Origin of the sequence: Thiobaca trueperi (assembly GCF_004342175.1) — a bacterium.
GTDB classification, from domain to species: Bacteria; Pseudomonadota; Gammaproteobacteria; order Chromatiales; family Chromatiaceae; genus Thiobaca; species Thiobaca trueperi.
This window is the reverse complement of record NZ_SMAO01000006.1, coordinates 187,218-207,577: the sequence shown is the minus strand read 5'-3', so window position 1 is coordinate 207,577 and position 20,360 is coordinate 187,218. Positions and strand designations below refer to the sequence as shown.

Genomic DNA, 20,360 nt, shown 5'->3' with positions numbered 1-20,360 from the left:
TCAGACATCGTCGTAAACGACTTCGAGCGACGGCTTGGCAATGGCCGAGGCGTCGCACATATCGGCCAGGGTCGCCGGTTCCAGCACCACATGGCGTCCGACAGCATCGCCCTTGAAGAGATCGAGCAGTGCCTCGTGCGCCAGCGGCTTGGGGCGCACTGGCGGGGCTTCGGCGACGTTGGCTGCCAGGGACTCGAACAGCGGACCCCAGGGACCGTCGGGGTGCCCGATGATCTCGTAATTGGCGCTCTTGCGCCGGATCTCCTCATGCGCCGGGATAGTGGCGAGGATCGGAATCCCGGCAGCCGTGGCGAAGGCCTGCGCCTCGCCGGTGCCGTCGTCCTTGTTGATCACCATGCCGGCGACGCCGACATTGCCGCCCAGACCCCGGAAGTATTCGACCGCCGAACAGACATTGTTGGCGACATAGAGCGACTGGAGGTCGTTCGAGCCGACGATGATGACCTTCTGGCACAGATCGCGGGCGATCGGCAGACCAAAGCCGCCACAGACCACGTCGCCCAGGAAGTCGAGCAGGACGTAATCGAAATCCCATTCATGGAAGCCCAGACCTTCGAGCAGCTCGAAACCGTGGATGATGCCGCGCCCGCCGCAGCCGCGCCCGACCTCAGGGCCGCCGAGTTCCATGGCAAAGACGCCGTCGCGTTTGAAACAGATGTCGCCGATGGCGACCGAATCACCGGCCTTCTTCTTCTCGCTGGAGACGCCGAGGATGGTCGGACAGTTGCGCCCGCCAAAGAGCAGGGTCGCGGTGTCGCTCTTGGGATCGCAGCCGATCAGGAGCACCTTCTTGCCCTGCTGCGCCATCATGTAGGACAGATTGGCGAGGGTGAAGCTCTTGCCGATGCCGCCCTTGCCATAGATGGCGATGATCTGGGTCTGCTTGACCGAGGGTGCGCTGGGTGCGGGGATATTGACGGATACAGTCACGCAATGGTTCTCCAATCGAGGATCATCTTCAGGCAGCTCGGATCACCGAAGGCGGTGCGATAGGCGGAATCCGCCTCGGTCGCGGGGACGCAATGGGTGATGAGCCCGTCGAGCGAGAGCCGGCCCGCGTCGAGCAGGTCACGCACCGCCGCCAGATCGGACGGCTGGAACTCGGCGGCGATACGGAAACGGGCCTCACGCATGAAGGCCGGCGGGAAGGTGAAGCTGACCGGCTCGTGATAGAAGCCGCCGAGCACGATCTCGCCGCCGCGCGCCAGACGCGCGACCAGGCTGTCGAGGATTCTGGCGTCCCCGCTCATGTCGCAGATGGTGCGATAGTCGCGGCGCGGGTCGTCGTCGGGCTGCATCACGTCGTAGCCGAAGCCTTCGGCGCCGCTGTGACGCACGGGGTTGGTCTCCCAGACCACCGGACGGGTGCCCTCCCCCAGCGCGGCGATGCGTGCCAGCAGCCGCCCGAGCACGCCGTGACCGGCGATCAGCTCGACATGGGGCGCTGGGGCGGGCGCGGTGCTTGTGCCGGCCGTCGCGACGGAACTCGCTGATACACCGGCGGCTGTGGCGCTCGCCGACGACTCGGCGCGCAGGGCGGCGTGGGCCGACACGCTGGCTGAGGGCGTTGCGATGGCATGATAGGCGGTGGCAGCCAGCGCCAGCAGCACGCCCCGCTCGCCAAGCGACTCGGGCACCGGCAGCAGCCGCGCACCCGGCGCGACGACACGCGAGGACGCACCACCGAAGAGCCCGCGCACCTCGCCATAACAGCGCGCGCCGGGCACGAAGACGCGCTGACCGACCTCAAGACCCGATTCAGGGCCGGCATAAGTCACGCGCCCGACGGATTCGTAACCGGGCACCAGCGGATAGCCCATGCCGGGAAAAGGCGGCATGGTGCCCGACCACAACAGACGTTCGGTGCCGGTGCTGATCCCGCTCCATTCCATATCGACGATGACATCGCCGGCCTCGGGCGGGGTGAGCGGAAGCCGCTGGAGAGAAAGACGTTCAGGTTGTTCGAGAACGACGGCGAGTGCTTCGAGAGTCGGTGTATCGGAGTTCAAGGCATGACTCGGACAGTTGAATCTGAAAGATCCGACAGTTTAGCCAAAGTTGCGCGTCAGTCACTTATTTTCGCGCCAGCATCAGCCGGGTCAGCATGGGCCGACAGGTCGGCACCAGACGCACCCGATCAAAGTCAGCCGCCCGCAGCATGGTCTTGAGTTCGCGCGGGGTGCGCGGGCGTCCGCTGCCCATCGCCAGCAGATAGAAGCCAAAGTAGGCGTCGCCGATCGGCTCGGCGCCGCGCGTGCCGGACATGGGTTCGGTGACGAGCAGGGTGCCGCCCGGAGCGAGCGCACGACCTGCCGCCTGGATGATGCGCTGCGCCACCTCATCGTCATGATCGTGCAGCACCCGCACCAGCGAGACGATATCCGCCCCCTGCGGCAGGGGGTCGCGCAGCATGTCGCCACCAATCGCCGTGGCACGCTCGGCCAGCCCTTCGCGGGCGAAACGTGCGCGGGCGCGCTCGGCGACCGCCGGCAGATCGAAGAGGATGACGCGCAGATGCGGCCAGCGTTTGGCCGCCGCGACCAGAAAGGAACCGTCGCCACCGCCGACATCGAGCAGACAGCGATGGTCCTTGAGCGAACAGGCATCCAGCACATCGCCAGCGATCAGATGCTGCGAGTCGGCCATCAGCGCGGTATAGCCATCGACCGCATGGCCCGCTGCGGACGCAGGCACGTCGGCACCGACATAGGCCCAATAATCCTTGAGCGCCTGCCCCTGTGCCTCGCCACGCAGCAGCGCGACGGGATCCTGCAGATCCACATAGGCCATCGCGTGATGCTCGACCATCGCCGCGATGCCGGGATTGCCCATCATGGCCGCGCCAAGCTCATCCAGTGCATAGCGATCCCGGCCGCGCACGGCGACCAGCCGCAGGCTCACGGCGGCGCGCAGCAGGCGGCGCGCGCCATCCGGCGGCAGATCGAGCCGCCGCGCCAGTTGGTCAAGGGTCAGCGGCCCTTCGGCCAGATGGTCCAGCAGGCGCAAACGCACACAGGCGAACAGCACCTGCGAATAGACAAAACCGGCAACGATATCGAAGAGTTGACGCGCCCGGCGCTGGGCGATGAGGCGCGTCAGGGGAAAGGTCGCGGCCCAGCGTTGAAAAGCGGGATTTGCAAACACACGATTGCGCAGATCCAGCAAGCGATTGGGAACCCACATGGACAGCGCCACCTAGACCGGATCCGCGACACCGCGACAGGCAATCAATCCGCGTGGATCAAGCCGCATGCTGGGCGAGATTTTTGGGCATGATGCGATGCGATTCGGCCATCAGCACCTCGGCGAACTGATCACGCCCCGGACAGGCCGGAATCGCATCGATCGCGCCCGTCACCAGACCGCGCAGCCGGGCGATGGCGCCCTCAATGCCGAGTTCGCCCGCCGCACTGGGACGATTGAGCACGGCATCACGACCGACCGGCTTGCCAAGCTCCTGGGCGCTGGCAGCCACGTCACGCAGATCGTCCGCGACCTGATAGGCCTCGCCGATTTTGTCGCCGACGACGCTCCAGGCGGCGGCATCGGCACCGGCCACCAGGGCGCCAGCGGCGGTTGCGGCAGTGAAGAGCGAACCGGTCTTGGCGCGGTGATAATCCTCGACCTTGACCTGCGACTCGCACTCCCAGGCCTGGCCGGCGGTGATACCAAAGGGCATGCCAACCGAGCGGCTGACCGTCAGCAGCAGCGGTCCCAGACGCTCCGGGGTATCGGCCAGACTGCGTGCCAGATGCTCGAAGGCAAGGATGATGAGCGCATCGCCCGCCAGCACGGCCAGCGGCTCGCCAAAGGCGCGATGCACCGAGGGCACGCCACGGCGCAGCGGAGAATCGTCGAAACAGGGCAGATCATCATGCACCAATGAGGCACAATGCAGCAGTTCGATGGACGCCGCGACGGCGTCGGCTGCCGCATAATCCTTGCTGCCGCAAGCCGCTGCGACGGCAAGACAGAGCCGGGGACGCACCCGCGCACCACTGGGGAAGACGGAGTGACGAACCGCCTCGATCAGACGGGGAGGACAGCCGGGGAGGGCCACAGCGTCTATGGCAGCGGTCAGCGCCCGCTCGATTCTTGTTGTGGCATCCATTGATGATCCCCCGCTAACTGCACTCATATGTAAGGATTAGTTGACACTTGACCGTGTCATGTACAATAGACATCAATATCCGATGCGTCAATGCGAATCGAGGGAGACTGTACCCTGATGCCCACGGAAAAAGCGATTGTTGTCGGTGCCGGCATCGGCGGACTGGTCAGTGCCATTCAACTGGCCAGTCGCGGCGTCCAGGTCAGACTCTTCGAGCGCGCCGGAACACCGGGCGGGAAGATGCGCGAGGTGCGGATCGGCGAGCATCGACTCGATGCCGGTCCCACTGTCTTCACCATGCGCTGGATCTTCGACGACATCTTCGCCGAAGCCGGCGCCAGACTCGACGATTATCTCCAGCTTCGACCGGCGGAGATCATAGCACGCCATGCCTGGAGCGAGCATGAACGGCTGGATCTGTTCGCCGATCAGGCGCGCACGGTCGCGGCTATCGGCGACTTCGCCGGTGCGGCAGCTGCCAGGGGCTACCAATCCTTTTGTGAGCAGGCCCGGGCGATCTATGAAACCCTGGACGAGACCTTCATCCGCTCCACGCAGCCGAGCCTGCTGGGCCTGATCGGTCGCTGCGGGGTGCGCGGATTCGGCGGTCTGCGCGACATCAAGCCCTACGACAGCCTGTGGCAGTCACTGGGCGAGCATTTCAAGGATCAGCGGCTGCGCCAGTTGTTCGGGCGCTATTCCACCTACTGCGGCTCCTCGCCTTTCCAGGCTCCCGCCACCCTGATGCTGATCGCTCATGTCGAACGGCAGGGCGTGTGGCTGGTGGAAGGCGGCATGCACCAGACCGCCGTGGCGCTGGCGCGGCTGGCCCAGGCGAACGGGGTCGGCATCGAATACAACATGGATGTCACCGAGATTCTGATCGAATACGGACGGGCAGCCGGCGTGCGGCTCGCCAATGGCGAATCCATCCGGGCCGATGCCGTGATCGTCAATGGCGACCCGTCCGCCCTGTCGAGCGGCCATTTCGGCAAAGGCGCGACGAAATCGGTCGCGCGTGTTTCCCCGAAGGATCGCTCACTCTCGGCCATGACCTGGAATCTGGTGGCTGAGACCCATGGTTTTCCGCTGTTGCGGCACAATATCTTTTTCGCACGCGACTATGCCGCCGAGTTCGACGATATCTTCCGCCACGCCCGCCTGCCTCGGGAAGGCACCGTCTATATTTGCGCGCTGGATCGCGATGAACGCAATCAGACGGCATCGCTCGGGGCGGAGCGGCTGTTCTGTCTGTTGAACGCCCCGGCCAGGGGTGACACCCATCCATTCGATGCAGCGGAGATCGAACAATGCGAACAGCGGGTCTTCTCGCTCCTGGAACGCTGTGGCCTGAAGGTCACGAGAAACCCCGAGCACAGCCTGGTCACGACACCCGCGATGTTCGACCGGCTCTTTCCGGCCACGGGCGGGGCGCTCTATGGTCAGGCCACCCACGGCTGGAAGGCGTCCTTCAATCGACCGGCCTCGCGCACGCGGATTCCAGGGCTCTATCTGGCGGGGGGAGCCACCCATCCGGGCGCGGGCGTGCCGATGGCGGCGATGTCGGGACGCCTGGCGGCGGCGAGCCTGCTCGCGGACCTCGCTTCGACCTGAAGGTCGAGCAGGACGGTTATCTCTGGTGGTATGTCGATGCGCTCAGTGACGACGGTCAGCACGGGCTGACCCTGATCGCCCTGCTCGGCAGCGTCTTCTCGCCTTATTACGCCTGGTCGCGCCGACGCGGCAATGCCGATCCGCTCGATCACTGCGCGCTCAATGTCGCACTCTATGGCCGTCGGGGCAAACGCTGGGCCATGACCGAGCGCGGACGGGACGCCCTGCAACGTGATCGCGACCATCTGACCATTGGTCCCAGCCATGTTCATTGGGAAGACGATGCGCTGGTCATCGACATTGATGAGATCAGCGCGCCGATCCCCTCGCGTCTGCGCGGACAGGTGCGGGTCTATCCCGAGGCCATCAACGCGCTTGATTTTCCGCTGGATCCGGCCGGGAATCATCGCTGGTGGCCGATCGCGCCGGTCGCGCGGGTCGAGGTCAATTTCCGGCATCCCGATCTGCGCTGGAGCGGGGCCGGCTATCTGGATTCCAACCGGGGCAGCGAACCGCTGGAGAAGGCGTTCAAGCGCTGGGACTGGTCGCGCGCCGAGCTGCGCCAGGGGGCGGCGATCCTCTATGACGTGACGGCTCGTGAAGGACAGGCGGCGGAGCTGGCGCTGCGGGTCGATCACCGGGGCGAGGTCGAGCCATTCGACCCGCCACCACGAGTGCCACTGCCCACGACCGACATCTGGCGCATCGCGCGCGGCACCCAAAGCGAAACCGGGCAGTCGGCCAAGGTCATCGACACCCTGGAAGACACGCCCTTTTACGCACGCTCAGTGGTGGAAACCCGCCTGCTTGGCGAGTCGGCGACATCCGTTCACGAAAGTCTCTGTCTTGACCGCTTCCGCTCCGGCTGGGTGCAGACGCTGCTGCCGTTTCGGATGCCGCGTCGGCGTTAAACCGCGTCCAGTGCGATATGCGTAGTTTTCAACATGAGGCCGCCGTGATTGCCGCAGCAGCCCACGGCCAAACCCTGAATCAATGGGCAACCGAAGCCATCAGACACGCCACCCTGGAGTCAAATCAAGCGCGCCCATGACGGGCGCGCAATGAAGGCTCAGCGCATGCTCAATACGCGCTGGCGTTCCTCAAGCTGTCCGAAGAGTTCGGCAACCCAGACCACGCGATCACTGACACCGGCCGCCTGTTTCGCAACCGACTGCGGCGGGGTCGCAGCAACCACGGCATCGACCAGAAAGCGGGTCTCTTCCAGCGGCGGTGCAGGCACATAGCGCGGCGACAGGACCGCCTTGCCCAGAATCGGCGCCAGCAGCTGCAGCTTGCGCTGTGGCGGCACCACGGCGCGCCGACTGATGGAATCCAGACCCTGACGCTCGACCTGACGCCCGATCTCGGAATAGAGATAACGCGCGGCGTTAATGCCCGCCCGGCAGCCCATCGGCAGCGCGGCGATACCGGCATCCGAACGCTGATACAGCGCATCCGCTGCGTCCAGCAGACGCTGGATGACGGAGGCCAGCGCCTCGTTGAAGACGGGCTCCTTGAGCCATTCGTCCGGCTCGATCCCGACCTCACGCATCCAGGCGCGCGGCAGATAGAGCCGTCCGTTGCGCGCGTCCTCGCCCACATCGCGGCAGATGTTGGTGAGCTGCATGGCCACGCCCAGATCGCAGGCGCGGGCGACCAGTTCCTCGGAACGCGCGCCCATCAGGGTCGCCATCATGGCGCCGACCGTGCCGGCGACCCGCGCCGAATAGTCGTAAATACCGGACAGATCCTCGTAACGGCGCCCTTCGGCATCCCACTCGAACCCTTCCAGCAGCGCCGTCAGCAGACGCTTGGGCATGGCAAAGCGCACCACGACATCGGCCAGCGCACGGTCGGCCGGATCGTCGATGGGGCAGCCGTCATAGATGCGGTCGAGCCGGTCATAGAGCATGGCCAGCGCCGCCGCCTGTGCGACCGGATCGCCTTCGACGCAATCGATGGCGTCGTCGGCGATGCGGCAGAAGGCATAAAGCGCAATCGCCGGATCGCGGAAACGCTGCGGCAGCAGAAAGGATGCGGCATAGAAGGAACGCGAGCCGCAGCGCAGCAGGTCGCGACAGGCGGCAATATCCGCCGCGGCCTGAGCGGTCGAGGAATGCATTGGATTAGACATGGCTTGAAGCATCAGGCACCACCGTATCGAGGACACGGGCGGAGGAAATGACACCGGGCACGCCTGCCCCCGGATGCGTCCCCGCACCAACCAGATAAAGACCATCCACCTCTTCGCTCAGATTGTGCGGGCGGAACCACGCACTCTGCATCAGGGTGGGCTCAAGACTGAAGCCGGCACCCTTGTGGGACAGGAGCCGGTCATTGAAATCCTGGGGCGTGGCGACCAGCGAGGTCGCAATCTGATCTTCCAGCCCCGGCAGAATCGAATCGCTCAGATAGCGTGCGACTTTGGCGCGATAAGTCTCAGCCATGCTCGCCCAATCCGTGTCTCCATCGAGATTGGGCACCGGCGACAGGGCATAGAAGGTATCGCAGCCTTCGGGGGCCAGACTCGGATCGGTCGCCGTCGGACGATAGAGATAGAGACTGAAATCGTCGGCCAGCCGCTTGTGCTTGAAGATGTCCTGAATCAGCTCTTTGTAACGCGGGCCGAGCAGAATGGTGTGGTGCTTCACGTCCGGATACTGGCGTTTGGTGCCGAAGTACCAGACGAACAGCCCGTTGGAATAGGCCGCGCGGTCGAGCTTGCGATCCGTCCAGCGCCGCCGTTCGACATCGGGCAGCAGCTTGTGATAAGTCGTCGCCGCATCGGCATTGGAGATGACAATCTGAGCAGGAATCTCCTCGCCGGTCGTCAGGCGCACGCCGACCGCCTTGCGGCCCCTGACCAGGATACGTTCGACCTCGGTCTTGTAGCGGATCAGGCTCCCCTGCCCTTCGACCAGACTCACCAGACCCTTGACCACCGCACCGGTGCCGCCCATCGCCGAATGCACGCCCCACTTGCGCTCCAGGAAGGAGATGAGGGTATAGATGCAGGTGACGGTGAAGGGATTGCCGCCGACCAGCAGCGGATGAAAAGAGAGCACCTGCCGGATGTAGGGATCCTTGATGTATTTGGACACCAGATTGTAGACACTGCGGTAACTCTGCAACCGCACCATGTCGGGAACGATGCGCGCCATGTCGGCCCAGGAGGTAAAGGGCACATGCCCCAGATCCTCGAAACCGATCTTGAAGACCTGTTCACTCATGGCCATGAAGCGGTCATAGCCCTCGGCGTCGGCGGGCGAGAACTGCCTGATCTGCGCCTTCACCTTCTCGGCGTCGCCGCTGTAATCGAAGATCTTGCCGTCGTCGAAGCGGATCCGGTAGAAGGGATCCATCAGCCTGAGTTCCACGTCATCGCTGAACCGGCGACCGCACAGTTCCCAGAGTTCTTCGAGCAGGAAGGGCGCGGTGATGATGGTCGGGCCGGCATCGAAGCGGAAGCCGTCGCGCTCGTGAACATAGGCGCGCCCGCCGGGCGCATCGAGACGTTCGAGAATCGTCACCCGATAGCCGCGCGCCGCCAGCCGCACCGCCGCCGCCAGACCGCCAAAGCCGCTACCGATGATGACCGCGTGCGGTTTGGTTTGACCGGAATTCGTTTCAGAAAGGTGGGAAGCCGCGAGTGTCAAGTCTGCATTACCCAATTCATTGTCAAGACTGGTTGACAGTATAGCAAGATCCGGGCGTTGTCACTCTTTCGCGTCATCCAGAAACCCCAGACATTCAGCGGTAGCGCCTCAACATCACAGCATGAGCGGATTTGAATTCAGCCAGGATTAACAGGATTTAAAACAACGCTTTAAAAACCCTGTTAATCCTGTCAGAGACACACTGCTCAGATGAGTGCCCGCGCGGCAACCCCCTGCACGATTGCGGCAACATCAGCAGGCCGCTCCTCATGCGCCAGATGCCCGAGCCCCGGCAGCGTCGTCAACTCCGCGCTTGGCAGACGCTCGCACACCCGCCGCGCCTCACGCGGCGAGACGGTCTGATCGCCCTCCGCCACCACCAGATATAAAGGCGTTTGCAACTCCGGCAACGCCTGTTCGATCAGATTGAGATCCCAGTTCGCCATCATCGACAGCGCCGCACGCACATGCCCCGGACTGCGCACCAGACGCCGATAGAACTCATGCCCGGACGGCTCCAGACGCGACCCGGTATTCGCCACCAGACGCGCCACGCCCCGCCGATTGCCCGCCTGCCAGGCAAAGATCCGCGACATCAATTCACTCTTCGCCATCACCTTGGCCGCTGGCGAAAAGACATGACCCGGCAGCCCGCGCCAGGGCAGCAGCGCCCCGTTCAGGCTGATGAGACCGCGTGGCGCGATCCGCCCGTCCAGACAGAGCCGGATCAGGATCGCCGCCCCCGCCGAATGCCCGAGCGCCAGCTCCGGCCTCACCCCCAGCGCCTCGATCAGATCCCCGACCGCCGCCGCCATACCCGGCAGCGACATGCGCTCGAAAGGCGGCGCCGTGGTAAAGCCATGCCCCGGCAGATCCGGCGCGACCACGGTGAAATGGTCGGCCAGCAGCGGCGCCAGATCGCGCCAGGAATGCGTCGCCGCTCCGGTGCCATGCAGCAGCAGCAACACCGGCCCCTGCCCCATCCGCTGCACATGCCAGCGCAAACCGCCCGCCGACACGAAATCGCTGAATTCGCAATTCGGCCAGTCGCGACCATCTGTTTCCCACTTGGGGTGATCCATTCGATTCATGACTCAAGAACCTGAGAGTTTAGACATCCAGCGGACTGCGGACGCCGCGATTGAGCACATGATTCTATATCGCAGCAGACACCTTTTGATCAACCGCCGGATGCGTCAGAATGACTTCAATCTCTGGCGCACCCATGCCTGCCGGATGGCGTTTGGCGTGAAACAGAATGAAGCGATTGATCCAATCGACAGACGCCTGTTTAGTCCGCAAGAAATAGTGCTTCACCCGCAGCCGGTCACGCACCTGATCGAGTAAATGAGGCTTTTATTCGGAAACCGAAACGCCGTCTAAAATGGAAGCCAAACTGGGAACATGAACGTAAATCATTGACAAAAAAGCCAAAAATAAAATTTACAGTGCGCACCAGGAGTGGTAAAAAACTCATACCTCACATTTGAGGTGCAAACAAGCAGGATTCGGCGTCATTTTTGAGGTCGAATTGTAGCTAGGCATTAACGCTATATCTCTTGCATCATGGCTATTGTTATTTGTGATCTCGAAACAACCCTGATTAATGAATTGAAATGCATACTTAATAGCAGCTCAAATGACTGCCGCACACTTCTTAGGCAGTTTTTAAATGCCAAGAAGAAGAGCATATCTACTGACAAAAGAGAAGTATTTATATCAAATGAATTGCATGAGCACAACCTATTTAAATATGAAAAAAGGGATGTAATACAAAATATCATTTACAGGATAGCACGCGGCCAAGATGTAAATATATACCTTAGCAACAGACAGGGCGAGCTCAATCATACGGACTTAACGCTCACTGTGTTCGGGCTTCATCATCTTCACCTTGGAGATAAAGTGGAAAACAAAGGAAAAAGAAAAGGCTTAATTAAAGGAACAAAAAGCATCCTTTTCGCGAAATTTGATAAAGATCGCGCTTATTTAGTAGACATTCTTTCGCACGATATCGAGACTGGCTTTTTAAACAGGAAGCTACTTAATATAATACACAAAAACTGGCCTCACCTTCTAGAGCCTTACAGAATAAAAAGAATGGGGGTGTCTTGCAGAGATATAACCGATACAGAATTCACAAAAATGATCAAGCATGGCATCAATATTCCATTCTCTCCAGAAGATGGGGTCGTATTTTTTCTTCCAGGGTCTCTGACGATGGCAAACACTGACGCAGATAACGAGATGGTGATTATTGGCGCAATGAAAGACATTGAGCGCGCAGAAAGAAGGATCAAAGATATCTTACACCACTTATCAGCATACATAAAAAAAACAACTGGTATTGAATATAACGTACTTAGGTTCTCTGTGGTGCTAACTAACGATGGGCTTGCAATAGAAAATAAAAATTCTGGCATTTTTTTACTTTTTGCGATGGAGATATATACGTTACAAATCCTGCAACAAAGGCAGTCAAATATACTGAAATTATATGATTTTTCGGCTTTTCTGTTTATATACTTTAATTTGATAAGAGAACATTTCCGATTGGCCAGTATAGATTGGTGCGAATTTAATAACCACAACAATTCTCAGGTGTGATGTTGGGATTCGCTCTCGCTCATCCCAACCTACGACCATAACAAATGGCTAAACCCGAGCGCATACTGCGCCGCCGAGCTAGAGCGTGGTCTTTGAAGCGGATATAAGGCGCAGTATGCGCCGGGTTAGCCTGACGTCAGGGCTGCTCCACTCGCAGATCGGTATACTTTTTTGCTTTCTTGATGAAGTCGACGTCAAATGTCTTGAGCGAGTTCTTTTCTTTACCAAGCGCAAGATGGAAAGCATCAGCAAAGTCAAAACCCATTTCATGCCAGTCAATGACCTGGGCAACACGTTGACCGTCACTGACCGTTACATTGGATAGGCCGCATACTCGCCGCAAGGCCGTACAAATATCTGCCGGACTCAGCTCGAAGGCGGCTCGCAGCACCCATTCGGTCTCAAGAAGCACTGTGTCAGGGATAAAGATGTCCTCGGCAGCAAAGAGCATGTGGCTGGCCTTGCTCTGTGCATGGTTGTCACTCACGAGCAGCCGCACCAATACATTGGTATCAATTGCGATCACGCCACTGCTCCCGAATATCTCTGGTCAGGGCCGCCCTGATCTCCTCGTCGGTCTTTGGGGCAACCTTGCCGCTGAACATGCCGAAAACGTCTGCAAGTTCGGCAGGGGGAAACGGGGCTTTCGGTTTCAGCAGGAGACCCTCACCGGTATCAATGACCATGAGCTCAAGACCAGGCTCCCAGTGATGAGTGCTTCGAAACGCCTTGGGTATGATCACCTGGCCTTTGCTGGAGAGTTTGGTGGTTTCCATAGGGCAAGCCCAATCAAGTAAGATCAAAGTAAGACTATATCTGCCTGGACGGCCTGTCAAACTGAGCGGGCGCCCCCTAATGGGACAAGTCAAAAAAGATGAACATTATTCCTGACTCTTCCCCGTAGCTCCGTTGTCGTTGTCGTTGTCGTTGTCGTTGTCGTTGTCGTTGTCGAAGCCATCCGATCCCAAATTTGCGATTACGACAACGATTACAGCCGACACACGCATTGAATTGCTCAATTTGTTCTTGAACGGTGACTGCCCTCCGCTCAATCGGATGTGTCACGGCATGGCGCCCCTGGCTGCGAGGCGCTCGCTTCTCATCCGCTTTGCCGCCAGCAATCGGATAAGATGAACGCCCACATCTGGAGCACAGCCGCCATGAGAATCTTCGATATCGTCGCCGCCCTGATCACGCTGTCCGCCCTTTTCAGTTGGTTCAACCATCGCTTCCTGAAACTGCCCACGGTGATCGGCCTGATGCTGATCGCGCTCCTGATGTCGCTGGCGCTGCTGCTGCCGATCCCCGGCACCGAGTGGCTGGAGCAGGACGCCAAACGGATGCTCGCCAGCATCGAGTTCGATGAGACCTTATTGCACGGCATGTTGAGCTTTCTGCTCTTTGCCGGTGCGCTGCACGTCAGACTTTCCGATCTGGCCCGCCATAAGTGGGTCATCGCGCTGCTGGCAAGCGCGGGTGTGCTGATCTCGACCCTCATCGTCGCGGCTGGCGCCTGGCTGATTTTTTTCTTCATCGGGCTCGATGTCCCGCTGATCTACTGTCTGCTGTTCGGCGCGCTGATCTCGCCGACGGACCCGATTGCGGTGCTCAGTATTCTCAAACAGGCCCAGGCGCCGAAGAGCCTGGAAACCAAAATCACCGGTGAGTCGCTGTTCAACGACGGCGTGGCCGTCGTGCTGTTCCTGGTGCTGCTGGATATCGCCATCGGCGACAAGGCGATGCATCCCGGTCTGTTCCTGACCATCTTCCTGCAGGAGGCCGTCGGCGGTCTGGCGCTGGGCCTGTTCAGCGGCGGCCTCGCCTATCTGATGATGCGCAGCATCGATCATTATCAGGTCGAGGTGCTGATCACCCTGGCGGTGGCGAGCGGCGCCTACGCGGTTGCGGAACACTGGCATGTCTCCGCGCCGATCACCGTGGTCGTCGCCGGTCTGTTGATCGGTAATCTGGCGCGCGACCATATCATCTCGGACGAGACCCTGCGCTATCTGGACAGCTTTTGGGAGCTGATCGACGAGATCCTGAATGCGGTGCTGTTCGTGCTGATCGGGCTCGAAGTGATGATTCTGACGATGACTGTCGGGATCTTCACCGCCGGCCTGCTGGCGATCCCGCTGGTGCTGGCGGCGCGGGCGATCAGCACCGGGCTGCCAATCGCGGCGCTGACCCGGTTTCGCCATTACGCGCCCGGGGTCGTCGCGATCCTCACCTGGGGCGGATTGCGCGGCGGGATCTCGGTGGCCATGGCCCTGGCCTTGCCGCATGGCGAGGTCCGCGATGTGCTGGTCTCAGTGACCTACATTGTGGTGGTCTTCTCGATTCTGGTGCAGGGTCTGAGCCTGGGTCCGGTCATCCGCGCGACCGGGCGCCGGGCCGATCTGGAATTCGATCACGCCGATTTTGCCGGTCGCATCCCGGATCAAATTGCAGACGCGAAGCCTGAATCCTGAGCGCCCCAGTGCAGCACCTTGGAAATCCCGAGGCCGTTTCTGATCGTTGTCGTTGCCGTTGTCGTAATCGAAGTTTCGCAAGCCGACAACGACAACGATCAACGAACGGTCTCGGAGCATCTGCACTGCTGCACCAGCCATCCGGTTCATTTGGTCATCCTCTGGCTGAGTTCACTTGACGTTCCACTCCCCGCTCGCGAGAATGGCGCGCTTCCCTTCAGCCTGATGGCGACGCTGCGACGTGGCCGGGCGAAACGTCAGGAACAGCCCTAAATGGTTCGCGACGCTGGCAATCCACTGCCATCAGAACCCCTCGTTGATCCTTCCTCGCCAGCGGCCCAGGCGGTCGATGGCTCGGTTGCGTCTGTCGCAAACGAACCTGAGGTGCTGGTGCGGATCCGGGGTCTGAGCTTCCGGCGCGGTTCGCGGGTGATCTTCGACGATCTGGATCTGGATATCCGGCGCGGCAGCGTGACCGCCGTGATGGGACCAAGCGGCACCGGTAAAACAACCCTGCTGAAGCTCATCACGGGTCAGTTGCGCCCGGATGCCGGGCGGATCGAGGTCGATGGCGAGGACGTGCATCGGCTCGACAAGAGCGGACTCTTTCGACTGCGCCGACGCATGGGAATGCTCTTTCAGAGCGGCGCGCTGCTGACCGATCTCACGGTCTTCGAGAATGTCGCCTATCCGCTGCGCGAACATACCGATCTGCGTCCCTCGCTGCTGCGCAAACTGGTGCTGCTCAAGCTGGAGGCCGTGGGTCTGCGCGGTGCGCGCGACCTGATGCCCAACGAACTCTCGGGCGGCATGGCGCGGCGGGTGGCACTGGCGCGGGCGATTGCGCTGGATCCCATGATGATCCTCTATGACGAACCCTTCGCGGGCCAGGATCCCATTTCGATGGGGATGCTGGTCTCGCTCATCCGTCAGCTCAACGACGCCGCCGGTCTGACCAGCGTTCTGGTCTCGCATGACGTGCGCGAGACGGCGAGCATCGCCGATGATCTCTATGTGATCTCGGAAGGGCGGGTCATCGCCCACGGCACGCCCGCCGAACTCGCCGCCGATCCATCCGAAGAGGTGCGCCAGTTCATGGACGGTCTGCCGGATGGCCCGATGCACTTTCATTACCCGGCGCCCGATCTGGCGGACGATCTGCGCACGCGGGGAGGACGCTGATGCGGCTGGAATCCCTGGCGCGTCTCGGACGCGGCGGACTGGGCGCGCTGGAGCGTCTGGGCCGGGCGCATCTGCTGCTGTTCGCCATCGTCCTCGGCGTCGGCGAGATCCTGCGCCGACCGCGTCTGCTGACGGCGCAGATCTTCAATATCGGCGTGCTTTCGCTGCTGATCGTCGGCGTCTCGGGGCTTTTCGTCGGCATGGTGCTCGGACTCCAGGGCTACTATGTGCTGGCCCAATTCGGCGCGGCGCAGAGTCTGGGCGTCATGGTCGCCACCTCGCTGGTGCGCGAGCTGGGGCCGGTCGTCACCGCGCTGCTGGTCGCCGGACGTGCGGGCTCGGCCCTGACCGCCGAGATCGGTCTGATGAAGGCCACCGAGCAGTTGTCGGGGCTGGAAATGATGGCGGTCGATCCGGTGCGGCGCATCCTCACCCCGCGCTTTTACGGCGGCGTGATCGCCATGCCGCTGCTGGCGGCCATCTTCAGCGCGGTCGGCGTGCTGGGCGGTTATTTCGTCGGCGTGGGTCTGCTGGGGGTCGATGAGGGCGCCTTCTGGAGCCAGATGCAGGCGAAGGTCGATTTCGATGATGTGATGGATGGCATCGTCAAGAGCCTGGTCTTCGGCGTCATCGTGACCTGGATCGCGCTCTTCGAGGGCTACGACACGGTCCCCACCTCGGAAGGCGTGAGCCGCTCCACCACGCGCTCGGTGGTCCATGCCGCGCTGGTGGTCCTGGGCGTGGATTTCGTTTTGACGGCACTGATGTTCGGAGGTTGACGGCATGGCAACGCGGCATACGATTGAGGTCACGGTCGGCGCCTTCATGGCGCTGGGCTTCCTCGCACTCTTTTTTCTGGCCATGCAGATCAGCAATCTGAGCCTGGATTCGACCGCCGAAGGTTATCGGCTCACCGCACGGTTTGCGAATGTGGGCAGTATCAAGGTACGGGCACCAGTGACCGTCGCCGGGGTGCGTGTCGGACGGGTCGAAAGCCTGTCGTTTGACAAAACGACCTACGAGGCGGTGGTCACGCTGCGCATCGATGCCGGCATCGACACCCTGCCCGAAGACACCTTCGCCAATGTCTTCACCTCCGGCCTGCTCGGCGAGCAGTACATCGGCCTGGAGCCGGGCGGGAGTCAGGATTATCTGCGCGACGGAGACGAGATCGTCCACACCCAATCGGCACTGGTTCTCGAACAGATGATTGGGCAGTTCCTGTTCAAAAAAGCTGGCGAGAGCGGTTAAATCGCGCCCATTGCGCGATGCGATGTTTGTGGCTTGAACAAACCTTGGCAGCAATGACGACTGCCGGAGCTGGCGCGATTTAAGATGTTAAAAAATTTAAACATCATTAAACCGCGCCTGGTGCGGCATGTGATATTTGAGGATTGAGTCGGCCTTGGCAGAATCGACGACCGTTCGAGCGGGCGCGGTTTAAAGTATTAAAAAATGTAAAATTTTAAACCGCGTCTCCACTGAAGTCGATGACATCTCCAAAGCCAAACACAAACTGAAAATTACGCCTATCGCGCTGGACGCGGTTTAATGAACGACTTGAACTGCGTCAGCCGCAGTGCTGGTTGATGGCTGACGCAGTCAAACCACCTCACAAACACCCCTATCCCAACTGGACGCAGTTCAATGCTTGAGCGACGCAATTTTTTTCTGTTGTTACTGGTTCTCCTGCCACTGTCCTGGAGCGGCAGTCTGCTGGCCGCTCAGGACGAGGCGACCGCGCTGGTGCAGCGCACGGCGGAACAGATGCTGACTACGCTGAAGGCGCGGCGCGCCGAGGTGGACCGCAATCCATCCCTGATCTACGGCATGGTCGAAACGACCGTCGCCCCGCATTTCGACTTCGAGCGCATCACTCAGGGTGCCCTGGGTCAATCCTGGCGGCAGGCATCGCCCGAGCAGCAGCGCCAACTGGTCAACGGCTTCAAGCAGGTGCTGATCCGCACCTATGCGCGCTCGCTGCTGAGCTATTCCGGGCAGGAGATCCGCTATCTGCCGTCCAAGCCCGGCAGCCGACCCGGCACCGTGACGGTCTCGACCGAGGTGCGCGAATCAGGCGCGGCGCCCATCCCGGTCGATTACCGGATGCACAACAGCAGCGGCAGTTGGCGGGTCTATGATGTCGTCATCAACAACGCCAGTCTGGTCGGCAACTATCGCACCAGTTTTGCCAACGAGATCCGTCAGAGCGGACTCGATGCGCTGATCGCGAAGCTGACCGACATGAACACAAAGGGTCAGGAGTGAGCCGGCAGGCGGTGACGCTCCAGACGGATGCCGGTCGCTGGCGTCTCGCTGGCGCGCTGGATTTCACGACCGTGCCCGGTCTGGTCGCCGAGGCTGAAAAGCTGTTCCGAAATCCGGCGCTGCGTTCGCTCGCGCATCTGGAAATCGATCTGGCTGCGGTCGAGTTCGCCAACAGCGCGGGGCTCGCGCTCCTGCTCGAATGGATGGAGATGGCCGAGTCGCGCGACATCCGTCTCGTTTATCTCCATCTGCCGGACTCGCTGCACCGGATCGCCGCCTTCTCCAATCTTCAGGATCTGCTGCCGGTCGTCCCCGACCCCGACCGACAGACTGTCAATGGACAGGATTAACAGGATTTAAAACAACGGTTTGAAAAACCCTGTCCATCCTGGAAAATCCTGTTAATCCTGTCTATTTGAGACGCGCATCAGGATTCAAACCGCCCGGATTGCGCCTGGCAGCCTCTTTCACCCTTCCGCGATTCCCAATTATTTCATGGATAAACTTCTGATTACCGGCGGTTCCGCGTTGCATGGCAAAGTCCGCGCATCGGGCGCCAAGAACGCCGCCCTGCCGATCCTGGCCGCGACCCTGCTGGCCGAGGCGCCGGTGACGCTGACCAATGTGCCGCGACTGCGTGACATCAAGACCACCCTCGCGCTCCTGGAGCGCATGGGCGCCCAACTGACGCAGGATGGCGATACGGTGTGGAGCGAGCCGCGCCCGCTGACCAGCTTCGCCGCGCCCTATGAGCTGGTCAAGACCATGCGCGCCTCGATCCTGGTGCTGGGACCGCTGGTGGCGCGCTATGGACGTGCCGATGTCTCGCTGCCCGGCGGCTGCGCCATCGGCGCGCGTCCGGTCAATCTGCACATCGACGGACTGCGCGCCATGGGGGCCGAGGTGACGGTCGAAGGCGGTTATATCCGCGCCCGCGCGGATCGGTTGCAGGGAGCGCGTCTGGTGATGGAAATGGTCTCGGTCACGGGCACCGAAAATCTGATGATGGCCGCCGCCCTGGCCCAGGGCGAAACCCTGATCGAGAACGCCGCGCGCGAGCCGGAGGTGATCGATCTGGCCGATTTCCTCAATGCGCTCGGCGCATGCATTGAGGGCGCAGGCACCGATCTGATCCGCATCCGGGGCGTGGACCGGCTCGGCGGTGCTGACTATCGCGTCATGCCCGACCGCATCGAGACCGGCACCTTTCTGGTGGGCGCGGCCATGACCGGCGGACGGGTGCGGGTCAACGACACCTGCCCGGACTGTCTGGACGCCGTGCTGCAAAAGCTGCGCGAGGCCGGCGCCGAGATCGTCACCGGATCGGACTGGATCGAGCTCGACATGCGGGGCCGACGCCCGCGCGCCGTGGAGATCCACACCGCGCCGCATCCGGCCTTCCCGACCGACATGCAGGCGCAGTTCTGCGCCCTGAACAGCATCGCCGAAGGGGTCGGGACCGTGACCGAAACCATCTTCGAGAACCGTTTCATGCACGTCCCCGAGTTGCAGCGCATGGGCGCCGATATCCGCATCGAGGGCAATGTCGCCATCTGTCGCGGGGTCGAGCGTCTGACCGCCGCGCCGGTCATGGCGACCGATCTGCGCGCCTCCGCCGGTCTGGTGCTGGCGGGTCTGGTCGCGACTGGCGAGACCCTGATCGACCGCATCTATCACCTGGATCGCGGCTATGAGACCATGGAACAAAAGCTCCTCGCCCTGGGCGCCAACATCCAGCGCGTCGCCGGGGACAGTCGGACGGCCATCACATGAATCTGAACGCACCCCTGACCATCGCGCTCTCCAAGGGCCGCATCCTCGAACAGACCCTGCCGCTGCTGGCCCATGCCGGGATCGCGCCGCTGGAAGATCCTGAGACCAGCCGCAAGCTGATCCTGGAAACGACGCATCCGCAGGTCAAATTCGTCATCATCCGTGCCAGCGACGTGCCCACCTATGTGCAGTACGGCGCGGCGGACCTTGGCGTCTCCGGCAAGGACGTGCTGCTGGAGCACGGCGGCGAGGGACTCTACGAACCGCTGGATCTGGGCATCGCCCGCTGCCGGCTGATGGTCGCCGGCAAACCGGACACCCAGCCGCCGACCTCGCGCCGGTTGCGAATCGCCACCAAATATGTCCACAGCGCCGAACGCTATTTTGCCGCCAGGGGCCAGCAGGTCGAGATCATCAAGCTCTATGGCTCGATGGAACTGGCCCCGCTGGTCGGTCTGGCTGATCTGATCGTCGATCTGGTCGAGAGCGGCAACACCCTCAAGGCCAACGGGCTGGTGCCGCTGGAGCATATCGCCGACATCAGCTCGCGTCTGGTGGTCAACAAGGCATCCTGGAAAATGAAACACGAGACCGTGAACGCATTGCTGACCCTGCTGCGTGAGGCCGTCACCACGCGCAGCGCCGGGTAGACAGGGA

22 protein-coding genes are annotated in these 20,360 nt (G+C 61.6%); 12 read left to right on the top strand and 10 right to left on the bottom strand.

Annotated features, from left to right (window positions below; translation table 11 throughout):
- The 4 genes from EDC35_RS12900 to EDC35_RS12885 all read right to left on the bottom strand — a co-directional run bounded on the left by EDC35_RS12900 (window position 1) and on the right by EDC35_RS12885 (window position 4,132).
- Window positions 1-951 carry a chlorophyllide a reductase iron protein subunit X gene (locus EDC35_RS12900; protein ID WP_132977660.1) on the bottom strand — a complete coding sequence of 317 codons (951 nt, stop codon included), beginning with the start codon at window positions 949-951 and terminating at the stop codon, window positions 1-3.
- On the bottom strand, window positions 948-2,030 hold the full coding sequence (locus EDC35_RS12895; RefSeq protein WP_132977659.1) for an alcohol dehydrogenase catalytic domain-containing protein: 1,083 nt from the start codon (window positions 2,028-2,030) through the stop codon (window positions 948-950). Before EDC35_RS12895 ends, EDC35_RS12900 begins: the two co-directional genes overlap by 4 nt.
- A 64-nt stretch (window positions 2,031-2,094) precedes the next feature.
- Window positions 2,095-3,204 (bottom strand): methyltransferase, encoded by a 1,110-nt coding sequence (locus tag EDC35_RS12890; protein WP_132977658.1) that lies wholly within the window; start codon window positions 3,202-3,204, stop codon window positions 2,095-2,097.
- Between the two features lie 58 nt (window positions 3,205-3,262).
- Window positions 3,263-4,132, bottom strand: coding sequence for a polyprenyl synthetase family protein (locus EDC35_RS12885; RefSeq protein ID WP_132977657.1), 870 nt, complete (start codon window positions 4,130-4,132; stop codon window positions 3,263-3,265).
- Window positions 4,133-4,249: 117 nt separating this feature from the next.
- Between EDC35_RS12885 and crtD the strand changes: the two genes are divergently transcribed.
- The 3 genes from crtD (at window position 4,250) to EDC35_RS19140 (ending at window position 6,797) form a co-directional block, all read left to right on the top strand.
- Entirely contained in the window at window positions 4,250-5,746 is a 1,497-nt protein-coding gene (gene crtD, locus EDC35_RS12880) for a 1-hydroxycarotenoid 3,4-desaturase CrtD (protein WP_132977656.1), read from the top strand.
- 200 nt (window positions 5,747-5,946) lie between these two features.
- Window positions 5,947-6,657: a carotenoid 1,2-hydratase gene (locus tag EDC35_RS12875; protein WP_243651645.1), complete on the top strand. Its 711-nt coding sequence runs from the start codon at window positions 5,947-5,949 to the stop codon at window positions 6,655-6,657.
- 17 nt (window positions 6,658-6,674) lie between these two features.
- Window positions 6,675-6,797, top strand: a complete 123-nt coding sequence (locus tag EDC35_RS19140) for a toxin-antitoxin system HicB family antitoxin (protein ID WP_207896212.1) — start codon at window positions 6,675-6,677, stop codon at window positions 6,795-6,797.
- Between the two features lie 18 nt (window positions 6,798-6,815).
- On the opposite strand, the gene EDC35_RS12865 is transcribed toward EDC35_RS19140, so the two are convergent.
- The 4 genes from EDC35_RS12865 to EDC35_RS12850 form a co-directional block, all read right to left on the bottom strand.
- The gene (locus EDC35_RS12865; RefSeq protein WP_424565296.1) at window positions 6,816-7,880 is read right to left on the bottom strand and encodes a phytoene/squalene synthase family protein; all 1,065 of its coding nucleotides are present in this window, start codon (window positions 7,878-7,880) and stop codon (window positions 6,816-6,818) included.
- Window positions 7,873-9,402, bottom strand: a complete 1,530-nt coding sequence (locus EDC35_RS12860) for a phytoene desaturase (protein ID WP_132977654.1) — start codon at window positions 9,400-9,402, stop codon at window positions 7,873-7,875. Before EDC35_RS12860 ends, EDC35_RS12865 begins: the two co-directional genes overlap by 8 nt.
- A 206-nt stretch (window positions 9,403-9,608) precedes the next feature.
- The gene (gene bchO, locus EDC35_RS12855) at window positions 9,609-10,484 is read right to left on the bottom strand and encodes an alpha/beta fold hydrolase BchO (protein WP_243651643.1); all 876 of its coding nucleotides are present in this window, start codon (window positions 10,482-10,484) and stop codon (window positions 9,609-9,611) included.
- A 73-nt stretch (window positions 10,485-10,557) separates the two neighbouring features.
- Window positions 10,558-10,719, bottom strand: a complete 162-nt coding sequence (locus EDC35_RS12850) for a phage integrase N-terminal SAM-like domain-containing protein (RefSeq protein ID WP_243651641.1) — start codon at window positions 10,717-10,719, stop codon at window positions 10,558-10,560.
- A gap of 249 nt (window positions 10,720-10,968) precedes the next feature.
- Between EDC35_RS12850 and EDC35_RS12845 the strand changes: the two genes are divergently transcribed.
- On the top strand, window positions 10,969-12,009 hold the full coding sequence (locus EDC35_RS12845) for a hypothetical protein (RefSeq protein ID WP_132977651.1): 1,041 nt from the start codon (window positions 10,969-10,971) through the stop codon (window positions 12,007-12,009).
- Window positions 12,010-12,145: 136 nt separating this feature from the next.
- On the opposite strand, the gene EDC35_RS12840 is transcribed toward EDC35_RS12845, so the two are convergent.
- The gene (locus EDC35_RS12840) at window positions 12,146-12,535 is read right to left on the bottom strand and encodes a type II toxin-antitoxin system VapC family toxin (protein ID WP_132977650.1); all 390 of its coding nucleotides are present in this window, start codon (window positions 12,533-12,535) and stop codon (window positions 12,146-12,148) included.
- Window positions 12,522-12,785 (bottom strand): AbrB/MazE/SpoVT family DNA-binding domain-containing protein, encoded by a 264-nt coding sequence (locus EDC35_RS12835; RefSeq protein WP_132977649.1) that lies wholly within the window; start codon window positions 12,783-12,785, stop codon window positions 12,522-12,524. The genes EDC35_RS12840 and EDC35_RS12835 overlap by 14 nt, the downstream gene beginning before the upstream one ends.
- Before the next feature lie 384 nt (window positions 12,786-13,169).
- Here EDC35_RS12835 and EDC35_RS12830 point away from each other — a divergent pair, with 384 nt between their 5' ends.
- From EDC35_RS12830 to hisG, 8 genes are all read left to right on the top strand, one after another.
- Entirely contained in the window at window positions 13,170-14,480 is a 1,311-nt protein-coding gene (locus EDC35_RS12830; protein WP_132977648.1) for a cation:proton antiporter, read from the top strand.
- A 273-nt stretch (window positions 14,481-14,753) separates the two neighbouring features.
- Complete coding sequence (locus EDC35_RS12825; protein WP_132977647.1) at window positions 14,754-15,662, top strand: ABC transporter ATP-binding protein; 909 nt, start codon at window positions 14,754-14,756, stop codon at window positions 15,660-15,662.
- Window positions 15,662-16,441 carry a lipid asymmetry maintenance ABC transporter permease subunit MlaE gene (gene mlaE, locus EDC35_RS12820; protein WP_132977646.1) on the top strand — a complete coding sequence of 260 codons (780 nt, stop codon included), beginning with the start codon at window positions 15,662-15,664 and terminating at the stop codon, window positions 16,439-16,441. Before EDC35_RS12825 ends, mlaE begins: the two co-directional genes overlap by 1 nt.
- 4 nt (window positions 16,442-16,445) lie before the next feature.
- Window positions 16,446-16,913, top strand: a complete 468-nt coding sequence (gene mlaD / locus EDC35_RS12815) for an outer membrane lipid asymmetry maintenance protein MlaD (RefSeq protein WP_132977645.1) — start codon at window positions 16,446-16,448, stop codon at window positions 16,911-16,913.
- A gap of 396 nt (window positions 16,914-17,309) precedes the next feature.
- On the top strand, window positions 17,310-17,930 hold the full coding sequence (locus EDC35_RS12810; RefSeq protein WP_132977644.1) for an MlaC/ttg2D family ABC transporter substrate-binding protein: 621 nt from the start codon (window positions 17,310-17,312) through the stop codon (window positions 17,928-17,930).
- Between the two features lie 11 nt (window positions 17,931-17,941).
- Complete coding sequence (locus tag EDC35_RS12805) at window positions 17,942-18,280, top strand: STAS domain-containing protein (protein ID WP_132977643.1); 339 nt, start codon at window positions 17,942-17,944, stop codon at window positions 18,278-18,280.
- 145 nt (window positions 18,281-18,425) lie between these two features.
- Window positions 18,426-19,703, top strand: coding sequence for a UDP-N-acetylglucosamine 1-carboxyvinyltransferase (gene murA, locus EDC35_RS12800; RefSeq protein ID WP_132977642.1), 1,278 nt, complete (start codon window positions 18,426-18,428; stop codon window positions 19,701-19,703).
- Window positions 19,700-20,353, top strand: coding sequence for an ATP phosphoribosyltransferase (gene hisG / locus EDC35_RS12795; RefSeq protein WP_132977641.1), 654 nt, complete (start codon window positions 19,700-19,702; stop codon window positions 20,351-20,353). Before murA ends, hisG begins: the two co-directional genes overlap by 4 nt.
- The last annotated feature ends 7 nt before the right edge of the window (window positions 20,354-20,360 follow it).